A 19467-nucleotide genomic window follows, 5' to 3' on the forward strand; every position below is an offset into this window, starting at 1 on the left:
TTATTCATTTCATTTCTAGGCACGCTGAGGGAACGAAAATTAAGCGCAGGACGTAACAAATGCTACCCTTTTTGTGGTATAAATAACTTGTCAAGATTTTTCCGTCAATTATCCATCATCCATAATCTTGGCTGGCAGCGTCTAACCTCAGTTTGACGCTGTTTCATTTTACTCAAAAACGACCATTGCAGCAAATCGGTCTAGCCACAACAATTAGCACCCACACCTGACTAGCGCGAAGATATCACAACTAAAAACGGCCTTCAGCGTGAAGATGCTGAAGGCCGTATTTGTCTGTTGGTGATTTCCATCTGGTCCTTAGCAGCCTAAAGATGAATATCCGCTTGGCTCGTAGGTCGATAGAAACGGCGATTATCCAGCCCGAAAATGCGCTCGCTAAACTCACCGGGCGCGGTCTTGGTCAGCGCCTTGGTGATCATGTTGATCGAAGCGTCCATCTCATCAATACTATGCAACACTTCGGCTTCCAATAGTTTAGGCCGCTCAGGAGAACCATATTCGAGCAACCCGTGATGCGCCAAAACCACATGACGCAAAAGCATCACATCTTCGTCAGCGGGATCGATCTTCAGCGCCGTGCAGGCCAAGACGATTTCCTCATCGATCAGCACGATATGGCCAATCAAATTACCAGGTAACGTATATTCTGTGCCGACGGGACCACTAAGCTCAATGGTCTTGCCTAAGTCGTGCAACAGCACCCCTGATAATAGCAAGGCATAGTTGATCTGCGGATATTGTTGGCTGATCTGTTTGGCTAATCGCATCATACTCAAGGTGTGGAACGCTAATCCGCCGGCGAAATCATGGTGATTGCTTTTAGCGGCGGGATGCTGATAAAAAGCTGCCTGATGCTTCTGCAACAGAAAGCGGACGATCCGATTCCATTTCGCGTTGTCGATATTGAAAACTTCCTGATTGATCTCCGTCGCCATTTGTTCCGCAGTTAGCGGCGCCTGCGTGGTGAATTGGCCCACCTGAAAACCTTCGCTAGCTTTCGCCAAATGCAATCCGGTGATTTTCACCTGAGGTTGACCATTATATAAATCCCGTTGGCCGGACAAATGGACGATCTGCCCACTGCTATACTGGGCGATATCCTCATCATGAGCATCCCAAAGCATCCCAGAAATATCACCGGTTCGATCCTGAAAAGTCAGCGAAATGAAACGCTTGCCGTTTTTGGCGATCCGGACATCCGCTTGCTTGATCAAAGCCACAATATTAAAAGATTCACCGGTTTTTAAGTCACTTAAATGTACTGTCACGTGCCATTAGCCTCCTTCGCCTATCTGGAAAAAACGTTCAGATAGTGGCTCACTTCCAACTGCTGGCTTAGCCGCGATAAAGATCAGTGATCGGTTTGGACACGATTTGGTTGATTTCGTCCATCAAATCATTCATCGCCCGTTCATTTTCCATTAAAGCCATGACCACATCGATTTTCATCAATTGAGCACTCAAGTCTTGCATTTTCTTAATGTCTTCTTCACCAGGTTCTTGACCTGACATTTGTTTCTGGCTCAGTTCCATTTGCATTTGTTGCATTTGTTGGAACAGTCCATAAGCGATCGGATCAGCTTTTAGTTTGCCAAAACCTGCTTGGAGCGCGGTGAATTGCTGCGTTTTGCGCAAAACTGTTGCCATTTCGTTAGCGTTGTCATAAATATTGGGGTTCATTGTAAGACTCCTTTTGCTGATTTATTGGCCGAAAAGACCTTTGAGATTATTATACCATTGATCGAGGTTATTCTTCGCGTTTCCCAGACCATCTTTTGCTTTTTCCCAGGTATCATTCAAACCGCTTTGCAGATCATCAAACCAATCAGCGCTACCGGTCGTCGTGTCCTCCTTCTGCTTAGCGATACTGGCCGCGTCATCCGTGCCGAAACTGGTTTTCGGACTATAAGCCAACATCTTGGTCATTTCCAGTTTGAAAATCGCGGCAGCGCCTTGACTGCTGGTTCCCTGGAGAAAATGGCTGGCGTCGGTTTTATCAAAACCAACCCAAGTCGCGACAACAATATCTGGGGTATAACCAACGATCCATTGGTCTTTGGTGCCATAACCATAACTTCGAGGAACCTCAGTGCTACCGGTTTTGCCAGCCACCGCATATCCCGCAGGCTTGGCGCTTTGCCCGGTCCCCTCGTTGAAGACCCCTAGTAACATGCTGGTCATGATTTTCGCGTTATTGGCGCTCATGATTGTCCGTGATTTCGTCTTAGTATTATCCACAATAACAGCGCCAGTGGCATCCACGATTTTCGTGATAAAATGGGCGCTGGTCATGCGGCCTTGATTAGCGAAAGCCGTGTAGGCCTGAGCCATTTGCAGCGGCGAAACCCCCGTAGACAGCCCCCCTAAAGCCAGCGCCAAGTTCGCGTCGGCCGCATCGACTTTAATGCCGAACTTCTCCACCGAATCGACCCCTTTATTAACGCCGATCTGATCCAATAACCAAACAGCTGGGACATTGCGGCTTTGCGCCAACGCCTGATACATGGGCACCTGACCCAAATATTGATTGTCCGCATTGGTGGGATGATATTTATTTTTGCCAAAAGTCATATCCTTATCCGTCAAAGTTGAATCATAATGATAACCATTGGCCAAGGCCGGCGCGTAAACCGCTAGTGGCTTGATGGTCGATCCAGGTTGACGTTTGGCCATCGTGGCATAATTATAACTCCGAAAGGCATGATCACCGCGGCGACCAACCACGGCCACGACGCCACCAGTCGCCGGCTCCAAGGCAATTGAACCGGATTGAGCGATGGTCCCATCTGCGGCGTTTGCTGGAAAGGCCCAGCTTTGATCGTAAGCTTGTTGCATCTGGGTCTGATAGTTCTGATCCAAGCTGGTGTAGATCTTATAACCCTTATTCAAGATATCCGTTTCCGAAAGTCCGTAATCATTGATTGCCTCGCTGATCACCGCATCGAAATAGTACGGATATTGATAGCCATTACTTTGTTGATAAGTATTGGTGATCACCAATTGTTCTTGCTTGGCTTGCGCTGCCTGGCTGGCCGTCAACATGTTAGTCTGGGTCTCCAAATCTAGCACCAGATTGCGCCGACTGACTGCGTTCTTCGGTTGCTTGATTGGATCATAGAAGGTGGGGTTACGCAGCATCGCCGCCAAAGTCGCGCCCTGAGCCACCGTTAAATCACTGGCATTGCGCCCGAAATAACGGCGCGAAGCATCTTGCACGCCCCAAACACCGTTGCCAAAATAGGCGTTATTCAAGTACATCGTCAGAACGTCAGCTTTGCTATAAACACGATTGATTTCTACAGCGAGGAAAATCTCGGCCATTTTTCGACTTAGCGTCTGGCGCTGCGACAGCAACATATTCTTGGCCAGCTGTTGGGTGATCGTACTGCCGCCACCCATGATCTGGCCATGATGGATCACATAATTCAGCGCCGAGCGCGCGATTCCTTTGATGCTAAAGCCCAAGTTACGATAAAACGAGCGGTCCTCGGTAGAAATGACGGCGTTTTGCACATGCTTCGAAATTGCGTTGAGTTCCACGAAAGTCCCTTTTTGCGAGTATAATGTGCCAGCAACTTTCTGATTTTGATCATAGACCGTCGAGCGCGTTTGCTTCAAGGAGGCTTTCAGACTCTCCACATCGGCTACCTTTGCTTTGACCGTGTAAAAAGCGGATAATGACAAAAAGGCCGTTAATAAAATCAACAGCAACCAGCGCGTTAATTCCCAACGATGCCACCACCTGCGAAAACCTTGCCAAAAACGACTACCCTCTGGCTGTCGCGGCGTTTTGGCCTCTTTTGTCCCGTGTTTACGTTTCATTATTTATCAACCACCAATAATCCATATTTTACCATGAAACCAAGAAATTCCATCAGGCTGGCGCCGCATTTAATGCTTTTTTAGCATTCCTGCGGCTTGGGATCATTGGTGGTCAAACAAACCAGAAAGGTGATCCTGATTTTGAGCGCACCCGTTAATTATTTCAATATGATCCTACCCGCAACGCAACCGGCCGTGGCCCTGCGTCAACTCTTACAGGATTGGCTGATTCCTTGGAAGTGGCAGCACCTCTTGCGTGTCGGTCAGAAAGTCCAAGTCAATGGGTGTTACCGCTACTTCAATGAGCTAGTCGGTCCCGGCGATCAAATCAGTTTGAACTTCGATTTCCTGGCCGCAGAGACGCAACCTTATCGGCCAAGTCTGGGGCACCTCCCCCTACTTTACCAGGATGAAACGACCGTGATCGTCAACAAGCCTAGTGGGCTGAAGACCCATCCCAATAAGCCCACCGAAACTGGGAGCGTCTTGAACATCCTCAGCCAACAACTAACGGTGCCACCACTCATGGTCCATCGTTTAGATCAACAAACCAGCGGCGCCTTACTGGTCGCCACCAGCCCAGCGGTGGTGCCCATCTTCAATCGTCAACTCAGTCTGAAAACCATGGGGCGCGACTATCTGGCCTGGGTCCACGACCAGCATCAACTGCCGCAAACAGGGACGATCGACTTGCCAATTGGCTTAGATCCGCTTGATCGCCGGAAACGTCAGATTGATTTCAAAACCGGACTCCCCGCCCAAACTAATTATCAAGTCCAGTGTTATCAAGAGCACCGAAGCCTGGTTGCCTTGCAGTTGACCACGGGACGCACTCACCAACTGCGAGTCCATTTGGCGGCGCTGGGGCATCCGATCATCAACGACCCCCTGTATGACCCCCAGGCCGACCCGCAAGCGCCCATGCTGCTTCACGGTGCCCAGCTCCATTTCTACCAACCATTTAGCGCTAACTTGGTGACCGTCACTGCCCCATTGCCCACCTATTTCCCGACAGGTGATTTGAATTGACCCTAGCGATCAAGCCAATACCGCCAGGCGCCGCCGCGATGACCAATGACCCAGCGGACCACAATCTTTATGCAGAAAAGGCAGCCGCGACCCGGCTGCCTTTTTTTAACGTGCTGCGCAAGGCTGCTTTCTGTGCCTAGCTACGCAAGGCTTCTGAAAAGCTAGGCCTGCTTCAAAAATTCTTGCTAAGCTAATACTCAAAGTCAACCCGTTGCGTTCCGCACTCTGTTTTGAAACGTGCTGCGCGGTGCAGACCGCTGCGCCTTAAAGTATCTGCTTGCCCAATCTGCTGCGCAGCTTAGTCAATCAGATAGATTAATGCTCACGGTCTAACCGCACCTCTCCGCACTCCTTTATCAAAAAAAAGCGTTGTCCCGGCATGGCCGGAACAACGCTGTCGACTTGATTTGAAGGAGGAAATCGAACTTATTTGGATTTGATATAGTTGGTCCCATCGGCTTTTGGTGCGGTTGCTTTGCCTAGGAAGAAGACCAAAACTAAAATCGTTAAAATATAAGGGGCAATCAAAAGATAAACAGATGGAATCTTGTTGATACCAGGTAATTGACCACCAATGATACTCAGGCTTTGCGCGAACCCGAAGAACAAAGCAGCGCCCATGGCACCGATTGGATTCCATTTACCAAAGATCATCGCCGCCATGGAAATGAACCCTTGACCAACGATCGTCCCAACAGAGAAGTTCCCAGAAATGGATTGGGCGAAGACAGCCCCGCCGATCCCGCCAAGAAAACCAGAAATCAAGACGCCGGCATAACGATAGCCGTAAACATTGATGCCCAATGTATCAGCTGCCTGGGGGTTCTCACCGACAGACCGCAAACGCAAGCCAAACTTGGTTTTGAACATTAACCACCAAGCAAAGACCGCGAACAAAATCGCGACATAGGCCATCAATGAAGTGTCCTTGAAGAAAATCGGACCTAACACTGGAATTTTGGACAGGCCTGGGAAGGAGAAATAGCCAAAGTTCTGTTCAATATTGTCAGTCTGACCTTTAGCGTACATTGCTTTGACTAAGAACACACCTAGCGCTGGTGCCATTAAGTTCATTACGGTACCACTGATAATGTGGTCTGCACGGAAATTGATGGTCGCCACGGCGTGAAGCAAAGAGAAGATCACCCCGACAACACCACCAACCAAGGCAGCAATCCATGGTGTGGCCTTGCCTAGACTCCCAGCAAAAGTCAGGTTGAAAACAACTGAACTGAAAGCACCCATAACCATGATACCTTCCAATCCAACGTTGACGATTCCGCCGCGCTCAGAGAAAGTACCACCTAGTGCGGTAAAGATCAACGGTGTGGAATAAACTAAGGTTGAGGAAATGATGATTGCAACGATACTGACCCAGTTCATTATAAACGACCCCCTTCTTGCGCATCTTTTTCTTCGGTCACAACTTCCTTCGCGATCGGAGTTTTTGGTAATTCCTTGTTGGCATTATCTTTGTTCTTGAAGAGTTTGCTGATGACATAATCGATCCCGACGAAGAAGATGATGCTGGCAGTGACGATGCTGACGATTTCGAAAGGCACTCCGGCACCAGTCTGCATACCCAAACCACCAATTTGTAAGATACTGAAGAGTAACGCCGATAACAGGATTCCTAAGGAACTACCGCCACCCAATAAGGAGACGGCCATCCCGTCGAACCCGATGGACATCGATGCTGTTTGGATGAAGAAGTTTTGATAAGTCCCCAAACCTTCCATAACGCCACCTAACCCAGCCAAAGTACCGGAAATAACCATCGACATAATGATTGTTTTTTTCGAGCTCATCCCCGCATATTCGGAAGCAAAGGGGTTCAGCCCAACGGAACGGATCTCAAAGCCTAAAGTTGTCTTCTTCATGATGACCCAAACAACTACTAGCGCAATCAGGGCTAAGAAAAGACCAAAGTGGACGCGAGAATCCCCAAACATATGACTCAGCCATTCAACGTGTAACGTGGCATGGTGCGAAATCATCTTGGTTGCATCCTGGCTAGTTCTGAAATGTGCTGGCATGACATCTTGCATCAAATAAGTGCTGAGGTACAAAGCAACATAGTTCAACATAATCGTGACGATAACTTCACTGGTTCCAAAGAAAGCCCGCAGGAATCCAGGAATCGCCCCCATGATCGCGCCAGCTAAAGCGCCGGCAATAATAGCTAATGGTAATAAGACAAATGTTGGTAAATTAGGAAACGCCAAAGCAACCCAAATGCTTGCGACCCAACCGGCTAAGGCTTGGCCAGAAAGACCAATGTTGAAGAAACCGGCAGAGTTGGCCACGGAGAACCCTAGTGCAGTGAAAATCAATGGTGTCGCTTGCCGCAAGGTCTCGCCAATACTGACGGAACTACCTAAGGCACCTTGGAGCATTGACCCGTATGCTTGGAGCGGATTGTAGCTATAAAACAACATGATGATCGCGCCAACCAGGAAACCAGCTAGGATCGAGAATAACGGGATCAAGATTTTTCGAGTCGTACTATTGACTTTGATCAATTAAATCTCCTCCTTTGCTGTTTCCGCTTGGGTCTGGCCAGCCATCAACAGGCCTAACTCTTGCTCGGTAGTTGTTTCTGGGCGAACTTCCCCAGCGATCTTGCCATCATGAAGCACGATGATCCGATCGGAAAGATTCATGATTTCATCCAATTCAAAACTGATCAACAGAACCGCTTTACCGGCATCACGTTGGGCAATCAATTGACGGTGAATGTACTCGATCGCCCCAACATCCAAGCCCCGAGTCGGTTGCGCGACAATAATCAGATCAGCGTCACGATCCAATTCGCGGGCAATGATTGCTTTCTGTTGGTTACCACCTGATAATTCACCAGCCCGCAGTTGTTCGTTAGTCGTCCGAATATCATATTCCTTGATCAAACGTTTCGCGTGTTCACGCATCTTGCCATAGTCCAAGAAACCATGTTCGCTGATTGGCGCGCGGTAATAAGTTTGCAACGCCAAATTCTCGGCCAGACTCAATTGCAGAACCAGGCCATACTTCTGCCGATCTTCCGGTACATGGGCCACCCCAGTTTCCGTGATCTTCCGCGGTGTCGCATTGGCACGCTCATGATTCTTGATCAAAATCTCGCCGGAAACGATCTTGCGCAGACCAGTCAACGCTTCGATCAACTCGGTTTGACCATTACCATCGATCCCAGCGATTCCTAAGATCTCGCCCGATTTCACGGTGAAATCAACGCCTTTGACCGCCGGGATCCCCCGGTTCTCATTGACATGAAGATCTTTAACCTGCAGGGTCGTCGGTCCTAATTTGGCTGGTTGCTTCGGAATCTTAAAAGTAACACTATGACCAACCATCATCGTGGCCAAGTCTTCACTTGAAGCTCCTTCCACTTCAACGGTCCCGATCGTCTTGCCCCGACGAATAACGGTACAACGATCGGCCGCTTGGCGGATCTCCGATAATTTATGGGTAATCAAAATAATCGATTTGCCTTCTTTGACCAAGTTTTTCATGATCTCGATCAATTCTTCGATTTCTTGGGGGGTCAAGACGGCTGTTGGTTCATCAAAAATCAAGACATTAGCGCCACGATACAACGTCTTAAGGATTTCAGCACGTTGTTGCATCCCGACCGAAATGTCCGCAACCTTCGCTGTGGGATCCACATCAAGGTTGTAACGATCCGATAATTCCTGAATGTCTTTTTCAGCCTGGTGAATATTGATGACACCACCATGATTAGGCTCGCTACCTAAAATAATATTTTCGGTAACGGTAAAGGCATCGATCAACATGAAATGCTGATGGACCATCCCAATTCCCAAGCTATTTGCCTTGTTAGGACTATCGATCTTCACTGGTTTTCCATTGAGATAGATCTGTCCGGAAGTTGGTTCCAATAATCCGGAGAGCACATTCATCAAAGTTGATTTACCCGCGCCATTTTCGCCTAGGAGGGCATGGATCTCGCCTGGGCGGACCTGCAGATCAACCTGATCATTGGCTTTAAAAGCACCAAAAGCTTTGGTGATTTTTCGCATCTCAATGACATATTCTGAATTTGCCATTGTATCCCCGCTTTCTAATTCCGACCTTTTTTAGAAAAAATGCTCCTCGCCCAGCCTACTGAGCGAAGGAGCATTCCATATCGTCATGATCGCCGTTATTTTTTGGCCGGATGTTCTGAAACTTCAATTTTACCATCAATGATATCTTGTTTAGCTTGGTCAACAGCCTTCTGTGTTTTAGCAGAAAGTTGGCCCTTCGCCAAACCAACACCATCGTCTTTCAAGCCATAAATGATGTGTTGGCCACCCTTGAATTCGCCTTTGAATGCTTTCTCGGACAAATCTTCGGTAACCTTGTTAACACCCTTGAGCGTTGAAGTCAAAGTAAAGTTAGCAGAATCGCCATCTTTAGTCGTGTATTTACCTTCATCGGATTGATCCCGGTCAACACCGATAACCCAGACCTTCTTCGAACCAGCTTGGTTAATTGCTTTAGCTTCTTGGAAGACACCATTACCAGTCGCACCAGAAGCGTGGAAGATAATATCTGCACCTTGTTGGTACATCCCCTGAGCAATTGATTTACCTTTATCAGGAGCGCTGAAATCACCAGCATATTGATTGATGACTTTAACAGACTTACCTAACTCTTTGGCACCTGCCGCAACACCTTCAGCATAACCAGCATCAAAACGGTCAATAACGTCACCTTTAGCACCGCCAACGAAACCAACAATGTTAGTCTTAGTGGTATATGCTGCCGCAATCCCTGCCAAGTACGAAGATTCGTTATCCTTGAAGGTCGCAGAAACAACATTATCCAAGCCCTTGATTGAGTCGTCAATGATGACGAAGTTCAATTTAGGGTTCTTCTTTGCAGACTGCTCGATGGCTGGTTGCAACTTGTAACCAATCCCGAAAATTGTCTTGAAACCAGCTGCCTTGGCTGAGTTGATGTTGGCAACATAATCAGACTCACTCTTTGATTGGAAATATTGGAAACCTTTATTTCCCCGTGAGAAATCATGTGTCTTGCCCCATGCTTCCAAGCCTTCCCAAGCGGATTGGTTGAATGAACGGTCATCCACACCACCAGTATCAGTGATCAAGGCAACGGTCTTCGTCGTTGTCTTCCCTGAATCCTTACTACCAGTGTCCGTTGTCGCTGATTTCTTGCCTGAACATCCTGCCAGCGACAACACCACTGCCGCTGCTAAAATACCCATGGTGAAAACTTTTGCCTTCTTCATTACCTAAAGCCCTCCTAAAAAAGTTTGTTAGAATAACCAATTGGAGATTATTGAAACCGATCTGAACATGAGTTATGTAGGAGAAATAACTCAGGAGCGGGGCCAAAAACGCATGCCCGAGGAAAAGTGGCGAAAATGACGTAATCTGCGAACAATTCTCTTAAAAGTTATCAGAAATGTTAGCCTCTGTCAAACCGAAATCACGTAAGAAATCGCTTTGTTTAGGGCGACGCAAGGATAAGTTTGCTAATTAGAAAGCGCCCTCATGATTGATTTATTCGTCTTTCTGCTACCACCAATGACGCCTGATCATTCGTTGAAGTTGCGAATAAATTATTTGATAACAAGTATATCATGAAATACGCCGAAGAACTCAGGAATCGTTTAAATTTTTAGCGCTTTCTTCAAACTGTTAACCAGACAAGTCAGAAATGGAAAACCTATCGCGAAAAGTCACAGCCATTGCCAGAAGCGGTACGGCCCAATTTTTTGAAAAGGGCAACTAACTCGCTAAGAACATGATAGCGCTTTCTGGTCAGAACGTCAATTGCTTTTGCAAAATCCGAACAATAAATTTCAACTTTTTTCTGCCTATGGGCACAAACGTTGTCAGGTAAGGGCTTTCCCGCCTATCAAAAAAGCTCACGTCTCCCCAACGAGTTGAGGAAAAGTAAGCCATATCGAAAAAAATTGAGATATTTCAGAAACTTAACCAACCGCGACTTCCGAATTCGTTGGATTTTGGGCTACGAGCGCGCCACCAGCTCACCCACCGGTCGACCGCCAATCGTCGGTCCGAAATCAACAGTTAGCCGATCTAAAGCCTCGGCCGTGTTCGTGATCACGACCACCACCGTGGGTTGCTGCCCCGCTGCTTTGATTTTGCTGCGGTTCATGAAGCCGATCCGCTGACCACCGCGAACTTGCTGACCATCGCGCAGATGAATGCGGAAGGGATCACCGTGAAGTGGCGCGGTATTCAGACCAAAGTGGAGCATAATGTCCAATCCATTCGCTTGATGGAGGATGATCGCATGTTGCGTGGTCGCGATCAGCGTGACCTGCCCGAGAACTGGCGCGTACAGTAAGCCAGCGGTAGGTTCCACCGCAAAGCCTCGGCCCAAGGTGCCCTGAGCGAAAATTGGATCGGCAACCTTCTCCAAGGGGATCACGGTGCCATCTACGGGACTAAACAGACGCTGACGGGCTTGACTGGCATCCGCAAAATGCCCAAATAAACTGGAGCGCATTTTAAACGCGTGAAGAAAGGTAATCGGCCATTTCTTGAGCTTGAGCGGCATCACGGCAAAAGGCGACAACGGTATCATGACCAGCCAGGGTGCCTAAGATTTCGATTGGGGTTGAGTGGCGTAGCTCGTCTAAAGCGGCCGCCAAGAAGTTGCCATAACTAGGGCTAGTATGAATGATCACCAAGAACTCCAAAACTTCGATCGATTTCGTCACGGTCTTAAGGGCGGAATAGAGACGTTGCTTCGCGTCACCTCGGGTTTCAGTCGTCAGTTTGATATAACGTGACTTACCATATTCATCCCGCATTTTCGTGATTTTTAATTCCCGCAGGTCCCGCGAAAGAGTCGCTTGAGTTGTCCCCACACCATATTCGTGCAGATACTCCTGCAATTCCTCTTGCGTATGAACCAAATGTTCACGGACGATTTTCGTTAAAATAGCTTGACGTTCTTTTTTCTTCATGATTTCACTCCTACATTTCTTCTGGGGCAGCAACACCCAATAATGCTAACGCTGATTGTAAAACTTGACTAACAGCCGTAACTAAACCAAGACGCGCCGCCAATTGCTCGTCGGCCACCAAAATCTTGGAATTGGCATAATACTTGTTGAACGCTTTCGCCAAACGTAACGCGTATTTGGCGACGACTGACGGTTCAAACGCCGCCGCGGCCCGTTGGATCACATTGGGGAAGTCGGCCAAGTATTTGACCACATCCCATGCCTGTGGATCTGTTAACGGCACCGTCGCGCTGGTCAGGTCCTCGCTGAAATCAGCCTTGCGTAAGATGCTTTGGGCCCGAGCATTGGTGTATTGAACGTACGGTCCTGTCTCGCCTTCAAAGCGGACCACGTCTTGTAAGTTAAAGTCGAAGCTATCCAAGCGGTCGTTCTTCAAATCGTGAAAAATAACCGCGCCGACCCCAACTTGATGTGCCACAGTGGCCGCGTTGACTAACTGGGGATTCTTAGCGGCGATTTGCGCTTGCGCCAAGCTAACGGCCTCATCCAAAACCTGGTCCAGCAAAACAACATTGCCCTTGCGTGTGGACAATTTCTTGCCATCCTTGGTAATCAGCCCAAACGGCACATGGACGATTTGCGCGGCCCAGTCGTAGCCCATTTTGGTCAAAACAGCCTTCAATTGCTTGAAATGTTCCGTCTGTTCAGCGCCGACAACATACAAAGACAAGGAAAAATGAAACTTCTGATAACGATCGATCGCCGCCGCCAGATCACGGGTAATGTACAAGGTCGCCCCATCCGAGCGCTTGATCAAGGCAGGATTCAAGCCTTCAGCGGTCAAATCAACGATTTGCGCGCCCTGACTTTCTTGCAGCAAGCCTTGTTGCTCCAAATCGGCAACGACTGGCGCCATTTTGTCATTGTAGTAAGCCTCACCATTGTACGAATCGAAGGTAATGCCTAAGCGGTCGTAGATCTTCTTGAACTCAGCCAGTGACAAACCCCGGAACCATTCCCAAAGGTGGGTCGCTTCTGGATCGCCATCCTCCAACTTCTTGAACCAAGCCCGACCCTCATCATCGAGTTTAGGATCTTTCTCCGCTTCTTCGTGGAAATGGACATAGTACTTCAACAAATTGCCAATGGGATCAGCTTTGATTTCCGCCTCGCTCCCCCACTTGTGATAGGCCACGATCAATTTGCCGAATTGTGTGCCCCAATCGCCAAGATAATTGATTTTGATCGGGTGAAATCCTAATTTGGCATAGATCTTCGCCAAGGAATTGCCGATGACCGTCGAGCGCAAATGCCCCATGGACATTGGCTTGGCGATATTCGGTGAGGACATGTCGATCGGGATGTTCGCCTGCTGCCCCTGCGTGCTATCTCCATAAGCCGCACCCTGGACCAAGATCGTTTGCACCGTCTGTTGCGCGAAAGCCCCTTTGTCCAAGAAAAAGTTAACGTAAGCGCCAGTGGCAACCACCTGCTCGTAGCCGCTAGCATCAATCCGCTCAACCAGTTCCGCCGCGATTTGTTGAGGGGCGCGATGCCAAGTCTTCGCTAAAATGAAAGTTGGAAACGCGTAATCCCCTAATTTCGATGATTTCGGAACTTCCAGTAACGGTCCAATCTCCGCTGGGGTCAATTCGGACGCTAATACTTGGTGCAAGCTCGCGATCACATTCTCTTTTACATTCATAATTTCCTCCTCCGCGATACCAAAGAAAAACCGCCCCTATAAATTCTAGAGACGGATTCCCCGCGGTACCACTCTGCTTGCCAATAATGGCCACTCTTACAATCTATCAAAATGTCGATCCGGCCGCGCCAGATGATCGCTGCCCCAACTTTCACTATCTTGAGGTCGCTTGTCAACGACTTGCATCTTTTCTGCCTTGATCTTGCTCTGTCTAACAATATACATTAATTATACAATTATTGCCACCAAAAATCTATTGGAAAAATAAAAAAACTATTCTAATCGGTTACCTTAGAAAATCAAGGGTAAGGTCAGATTCTCATAAGTTAGCGGGAATAGATCGGTAATGGTAATACCTAATAACCGAATCCCCTGACTTAGATCCCCGAAACGCTGCCAGATCAAGCTCGCCTGTTGCAAAATCTCTTGGGCTGAATAAAGATAATGGTCGAAGCTTTGACGCTTGGTGACGGTGTTGAACTCACGATCGCGGATTTTTAAAACAACGATTTTACCGTGGACCTGTTGTCGTTGCAACGTGGCGGCAACTTGTTGGCTGAGTTGAGCCAACTGGCGAGCTACCGCTTCCTCGCTGGTCAAAGGCGGGTTATAGGTGCTTTCTTTGCCAATCGACTTACGCGCGCGCTGATTGGAGACGGGACTGTCGTCAACACCGCGAGCATGCTGGTACAACATGAACCCCATTTTCTTGTAACGTTGGATCAACTCCGCTTGCGATATTTTTTGCAGATCACCGCCGCTAAAGACACCGCGTTCATGCAAACTGGCCTGCATCTTTTTACCAACGCCGAAGAAACTTTCGATGGGCAGGCTGGCCAGAAAGGTTTGCGCCATTTCCGGGCGTACAATCGTCCGACCCATGGGTTTGTTGTGATCCGAGGCCACTTTCGCCAAGAATTTATTATAGGAGATGCCCACAGAACAAGTCAAGCGGGTTTTTTTCAAAATTTCTTGTTGTAACCACTGGGCCAGCTTGACCGTATTGCGTTCATGCCATTTGTTAACGGTGACATCTAGGAAAGCCTCATCCAGCGAGATCGGCTCGATCACATCTGTGATTTGGTGGAAAAGTTGATGGATCTGGCCAGAAGTTTCACGGTACAAGTCGAAATGAGGTGGCACAAAAACCAGTTGCTCCCGCGGTACCAGCTTCAAGGCTTGGGCGGCGGGCATCGCCGAATGAACCCCAAATCGACGCGCCACGTAATTGGCGGTGGTCACGACGCCGTGGCCACCTGTTTGGCGCGGGTCCGGCGCAACCACGACCGCTTTATCGCGCAAATGCGGCTGTTCGCGAATCTCCACTGACGCGTAAAAAGCATCCATATCCACGTGAATGATTCGGCGTTGGGTATGATATTGTAACGGAATCTCCAACCACTCAGTCATCAGCCACCTCCTGACTGTCTCCACCATTGTTAGCCCGATGATTCGACCAGCGGCGCCGCCTAAAGTTTCAAGACGCCGCAAACGACAAAATTCAGGTCACCATCAATGACCTGAATTAGGCTAACCTTTTCAATTGTTGCCCCGCCTAGCAATCGCGCGTCCGCGGGTTTGCCTGAAACTTTAACTCAGTTGGTAAAGATCCAATGGCGACCACTGGCTTGTAAGAGTTGATCAGAAGCAGCCGGTCCCATTGTTCCTGCGGGGTAATTTGGGAACTGCGGGCATTGGCATTCTTCCCAAACTTGGCGAATCCCATCAATGAACTGCCAAGCGCCACTCATGTCTTGCCAGCTAACGAAATTACTGCGCCGACCGTTGATTGCTTCTAGAATCAGGCGCTCATACGCATCAGGAACCTGGCCAGCCTCTGTCTGACTCAAGGCAAAGTGCAACGGCCGTTGGATCGCGCTGGTACTTTGACCAACTTCTTTGGCGTTAAGGTGCCAAGTCAGGCCCATCTCAGGTTCGACTTCGATGGTCAATACTGGCGCCGCTAATGTCTCACTGCCAAAAAGATTTTGAGCCGCGGCCTTGAAGACCACATCGATCCGCGTCTTCTTCAAGGGCAAGCGTTTGCCTGTCCGCACGTAAAAAGGCACGCCTTGCCACTGCGGTAAATCCAACTGGATCTCACCAGCCACAAACGTTTCCACGTTGGATTTCGGGTCGATTTTATCTTCTTGCCGATAGCCTAGCGCTGAACCATCCTCACTGGGACCATATTGACCCCGAATGAATTTCTGAGGAATCTCCGTGGCGTCATATTGATGCAAGTGGGTGAATACTTCCCGACGCGCCGCGGTGATGGCTTGATCCGTATTATCAGCGGGACGTGGCATGGCCAACATCGCGATGATCTGCATGATATGATTTTGAACCATATCCCGCAACGCGCCAGCGGTTTCATAATATCCGCCCCGTTCTTCCACACCAAGCTTTTCCGCCAAAGTGATCTGAATGTTATCGATGTAATCATGATTCCAAACAGCCGCCATCAGTGGATTATCGAAACGCAGGTAGGGAATGTTCTGAACCATTTCTTTTCCTAAGTAATGATCGATCCGGTAAACTTGATCCCGCGCGAAAGTGCTGATCACCGCGTCATTCAACGCCAGCGCCGATTGATAATCGTGACCAAAAGGTTTCTCGATGATCAAGCGATTGAAACCACTAGCGCTCAACAGATGTTCTGACTTCAAATGCGCCGCGATCGTACCAAATAGGGCCGGCCGCATCGCCATATAGAAGATTCGATTCCCCTGTAATTGATACTGCTCATCAAGCGTATCTATTAACTTCTTTAAGATAATATAGTGATCCGCGTCCTGAACATCATGAGATTGATAATAGAAGTGGGCCACAAACGCCTGCTGCTGCGCCGCCGTGCCCGCTTGTAGATTCTCCGCCACGGTTTGGCGGAAATAGTCATGGGTCCATGGACGCCGCGCCGTGCCAATCACAGCGAAATGTTGGTCCAATTGACCTTTTAAGTAAAGCTCAAATAAAGCTGGATAAAGTTTCCGATGAGCTAGATCCCCCGACCCACCGAAAATAACCATTAAAACACGTTTTTCATTCTCATTCATGTTAGGCCTAGACCTCTTCCTCATTATTATGACCTGTTCAACTTACTAATTGTTATTCTACACTATCTCAGGCCAAACCTTAAATATTTTTCCTTGTGAATCGATCGCAATCTCGCCGATTTGGCTGAAAATATGGGAAAAAGTTGTGGGATCAAAGTAGCTCACCGCCAAGTAACACTAAAAAAGCCGCCATTACGGCGACTTTAATAGCTTGCACTGAGACCAAAGTGCTTAGTTGAGAACTTGATAAGATTCCGTGGCCGCTTGATAAACAAAACGCTGCGGACCCGCGGTGGTTTCAACATCAATCGTTCGATAAACCGGCGCAAAGCCATGATGCTGCAAAATGACTTGTGCTTGATCCGCCTTGACCACAATTTGATAACGATTGTATTCGCCTTGACGATAGGCCAGATCCAACCCATTATCTTGATAATGATCATACTGTCCGGTCTCTCCGAAGAGGCGGAAGGTCAGATGTTGCTCGGGCGCCTCGGCAACAAATTCACGCTCATCCGCCCATGGCAACAAGCTGTCTTGACGGACAAACATTGGTAATTGCGCCAACTCCGCCGTCACCACAATATCTTGTTGGCCCTGATAACGAGTCCCGGTCCAGAAGTCGATCCATTGGCCTGCTGGCAAGTAAACCAACCGTTTTGTTTGCCCTTTTTGCACGATCGGCGCAACCAAAAGCGCGGTGCCCACCATATATTGATCACTGATTTCTCGTAAACGCGGATCTTGCTCATCCGCCAAAACCATGGCGCGCATCACTGGCAGTCCAGTGGTTTCCCCAGCAGCGAAGAGGTCATACAGATATGGAATCAAATGATAGCGGAGTTGCAAATATCGCCGATAGATCGACAAGGTCGGCTCACCAAACGCCCACGGTTCTTGGAACCGCGTCCCAATTGCGCTATGATTCCGCAGTAAGGGGCTAAAGATCGCCGCCTCCAGCCAACGAATCAAGAGTTCTGGGGTGGTATCCGAACCAAAACCACCAATATCAGTCCCGGCGAAGGCAAAGCCGCTCAAGCCTAAATTACTTAACTGCGGGATCATCATTTGCAAATGCGCCCACAACGAGTGATTATCCCCCGTCCAAACCGTCGCATATTTCTGGGTCCCGGCATAAGCGGCCCGTGTGATCACAAACGGTCGGCGCGCCTGTTGCGCTAACAAGCCAGTGTAAGTAGCGTGGGACATATTGTGGCCGTAGACATTATGCATCTTGCCATGGGTCGCGGCACGATCCTCATCCGAGAAAATAATCTCATCCGGAATTTGCCCATTGAAAGAAGCGGGCTCGTTCATATCGTTCCAGATTCCCGCGACCCCAGCAGTCGTCAGCTTCTGATGATTGTCAGCCCACCAATCACGCACTTGTTGACGACCAAAGTCAGGATAGACCGACTCGCCTGGCCAGACCCGATTGACATAATCGAAGCCCTCCGGTGTTTTCACGAAGAAATTATTGCGCACCCCCGCATCAAAAATCGGATAGCCAGGATCTTCCTTAACACCCGGGTCAATGATCGTGACGATTTTGACGCCCTGGGCCTTTAGATCCGCTAAGAATTGTTTCATGTTGGGGTACTTGTGCGGATCCCAAGTGAAGACGCGATACCCGTCCATATAATCAATGTCCAAATGAATGACATCCATCGGCAAGTGATAGTCCCGCATTTTCTGCGCGATCAAGGCGATTTCCGCCGCGTCCTGATAGCCCCAGCGTGATTGTTGGTAGCCCAAAGTCCACTTCTGTGGCAAAGGCGTCCGACCGGTCAGATAAGTGTAATTCTGGATCACCGCCGCCAAACTAGCGCCGCCGATCACATAGTAATCCAAGACTCCCGCCTCAACTGAATAGAAATAATAGTCTTCGCTTTCCTTCCCCAAATCGAAATGACTGCGGTTGGTATTATCGAAGAATAGCCCATAAGGTGCGCCGTTTTTCAGTCCCAAAAGGAAGGGGACACTTTTATATAATCGCGTGAAGTTCTCCATTTGCGGCGCGGGATCATCAGTGTTCCAATTATCAAACTCATAACCACGTTTGTTGATGAAACCAGTTTTGTCACCGAGACCGAAGAATTGCTCGTCAGGGGCCAATTGCTTCAAAACCTCGTGATAGCCGTGACCAGGCGCGCCTTGCCCGGTCAACTCATGCCCTTCAGCGCTGGCCAAGGCCGCTTGTTGGGCGTCCATTCCCCGCGCTAATGGCCGTCGCTGGCCCAAATAATCTTGAACCAGGGGCGCCCCAGCCGCGTTGAAAACATCTAGGCGCTGATCAGCCCCGACCACGATCGTTAACCCGCTTGTGGTTAGGGTGACGTCAGCGGCTGTCGCGGTCACCGTGAAACTCGTTTTTTGAGTCTTATCTCCTTCAATAGCGTAAGAATGATCCCCACTGGTCGCATCCGCCAAGACACGGATGATTTCTGGGGTCAGGATCGTCAACTGGAGTGACCCAGTTTGGAATTGGAATTGAATTTTTTGACCGTCAACTTGATGGTCAAGTAAGCGATTACTCATTGAATAAACTCCTTCATTGATTTAACGATAAACAACGCCGCCGACCAACTGTTTTTCCTGATGACAACGTTTACCTTCATGACCCTACCATGTTGAAATTTTTTAGTCAATCATCCCTGCTACAAAAACTGCACAAATTCCCGCGGCCTTTTTTAGGCAATCATCCGGAAGTGGCGGCAAGCACCTAGAAGCGCTGTTTTGCCGACGCCAACCGATTCTGTTACCGGTAACAAAATCAACTTATCACCACGGATTTTCAGAGGCGCAGCAGACTCAATGAGCGCCTTTCCGAATAAAAGCAGAAGTTGCGGCTACTCCGGCAAAATTCT

The 19467-nt window shown here is 48.8% G+C and carries 14 protein-coding genes; 1 reads left to right on the plus strand and 13 read right to left on the minus strand.

What is annotated here, in order from left to right; genetic code table 11:
* Window positions 1-326: 326 nt before the first annotated feature.
* The 3 genes from ACYVSB_RS07810 to ACYVSB_RS07820 all read right to left on the minus strand — a co-directional run bounded on the left by ACYVSB_RS07810 (window position 327) and on the right by ACYVSB_RS07820 (window position 3843).
* Complete coding sequence (locus tag ACYVSB_RS07810; RefSeq protein WP_461219025.1) at window positions 327-1289, minus strand: 3'-5' exoribonuclease YhaM family protein; 963 nt, start codon at window positions 1287-1289, stop codon at window positions 327-329.
* Between the two features lie 67 nt (window positions 1290-1356).
* Window positions 1357-1701 (minus strand): YlbF family regulator, encoded by a 345-nt coding sequence (locus ACYVSB_RS07815; RefSeq protein WP_461219026.1) that lies wholly within the window; start codon window positions 1699-1701, stop codon window positions 1357-1359.
* A gap of 21 nt (window positions 1702-1722) precedes the next feature.
* Window positions 1723-3843, minus strand: a complete 2121-nt coding sequence (locus tag ACYVSB_RS07820; RefSeq protein ID WP_461219027.1) for a PBP1A family penicillin-binding protein — start codon at window positions 3841-3843, stop codon at window positions 1723-1725.
* 141 nt (window positions 3844-3984) lie between these two features.
* Between ACYVSB_RS07820 and ACYVSB_RS07825 the strand changes: the two genes are divergently transcribed.
* Window positions 3985-4872: an RluA family pseudouridine synthase gene (locus ACYVSB_RS07825; RefSeq protein ID WP_461219028.1), complete on the plus strand. Its 888-nt coding sequence runs from the start codon at window positions 3985-3987 to the stop codon at window positions 4870-4872.
* A gap of 426 nt (window positions 4873-5298) precedes the next feature.
* On the opposite strand, the gene ACYVSB_RS07830 is transcribed toward ACYVSB_RS07825, so the two are convergent.
* The 10 genes from ACYVSB_RS07830 to ACYVSB_RS07875 form a co-directional block, all read right to left on the minus strand.
* Window positions 5299-6255 carry an ABC transporter permease gene (locus ACYVSB_RS07830; RefSeq protein WP_461219029.1) on the minus strand — a complete coding sequence of 319 codons (957 nt, stop codon included), beginning with the start codon at window positions 6253-6255 and terminating at the stop codon, window positions 5299-5301.
* On the minus strand, window positions 6255-7394 hold the full coding sequence (locus ACYVSB_RS07835) for an ABC transporter permease (protein ID WP_461219030.1): 1140 nt from the start codon (window positions 7392-7394) through the stop codon (window positions 6255-6257). Before ACYVSB_RS07835 ends, ACYVSB_RS07830 begins: the two co-directional genes overlap by 1 nt.
* A complete protein-coding gene (locus ACYVSB_RS07840; protein WP_461219031.1) occupies window positions 7395-8936 on the minus strand; it encodes an ABC transporter ATP-binding protein in 1542 nt (513 codons plus the stop codon).
* A 95-nt stretch (window positions 8937-9031) separates the two neighbouring features.
* Entirely contained in the window at window positions 9032-10126 is a 1095-nt protein-coding gene (locus ACYVSB_RS07845; RefSeq protein WP_461219032.1) for a BMP family lipoprotein, read from the minus strand.
* A 746-nt stretch (window positions 10127-10872) separates the two neighbouring features.
* Complete coding sequence (locus ACYVSB_RS07850; RefSeq protein WP_461219033.1) at window positions 10873-11376, minus strand: PTS sugar transporter subunit IIA; 504 nt, start codon at window positions 11374-11376, stop codon at window positions 10873-10875.
* Between the two features lies 1 nt (window position 11377).
* Window positions 11378-11839 carry an arginine repressor gene (locus ACYVSB_RS07855; protein WP_125597961.1) on the minus strand — a complete coding sequence of 154 codons (462 nt, stop codon included), beginning with the start codon at window positions 11837-11839 and terminating at the stop codon, window positions 11378-11380.
* Window positions 11840-11849: 10 nt separating this feature from the next.
* Entirely contained in the window at window positions 11850-13544 is a 1695-nt protein-coding gene (gene argS, locus ACYVSB_RS07860; RefSeq protein WP_461219034.1) for an arginine--tRNA ligase, read from the minus strand.
* A gap of 291 nt (window positions 13545-13835) precedes the next feature.
* Window positions 13836-14954: a DNA polymerase IV gene (gene dinB / locus ACYVSB_RS07865; RefSeq protein WP_461219035.1), complete on the minus strand. Its 1119-nt coding sequence runs from the start codon at window positions 14952-14954 to the stop codon at window positions 13836-13838.
* Window positions 14955-15139: 185 nt separating this feature from the next.
* Window positions 15140-16600, minus strand: a complete 1461-nt coding sequence (gene zwf / locus ACYVSB_RS07870) for a glucose-6-phosphate dehydrogenase (RefSeq protein ID WP_461219036.1) — start codon at window positions 16598-16600, stop codon at window positions 15140-15142.
* 231 nt (window positions 16601-16831) lie between these two features.
* Window positions 16832-19138: a glycoside hydrolase family 31 protein gene (locus ACYVSB_RS07875; RefSeq protein ID WP_461219037.1), complete on the minus strand. Its 2307-nt coding sequence runs from the start codon at window positions 19136-19138 to the stop codon at window positions 16832-16834.
* Window positions 19139-19467: the final 329 nt, after the last annotated feature.

This window comes from Lapidilactobacillus salsurivasis (genome assembly GCF_054785215.1).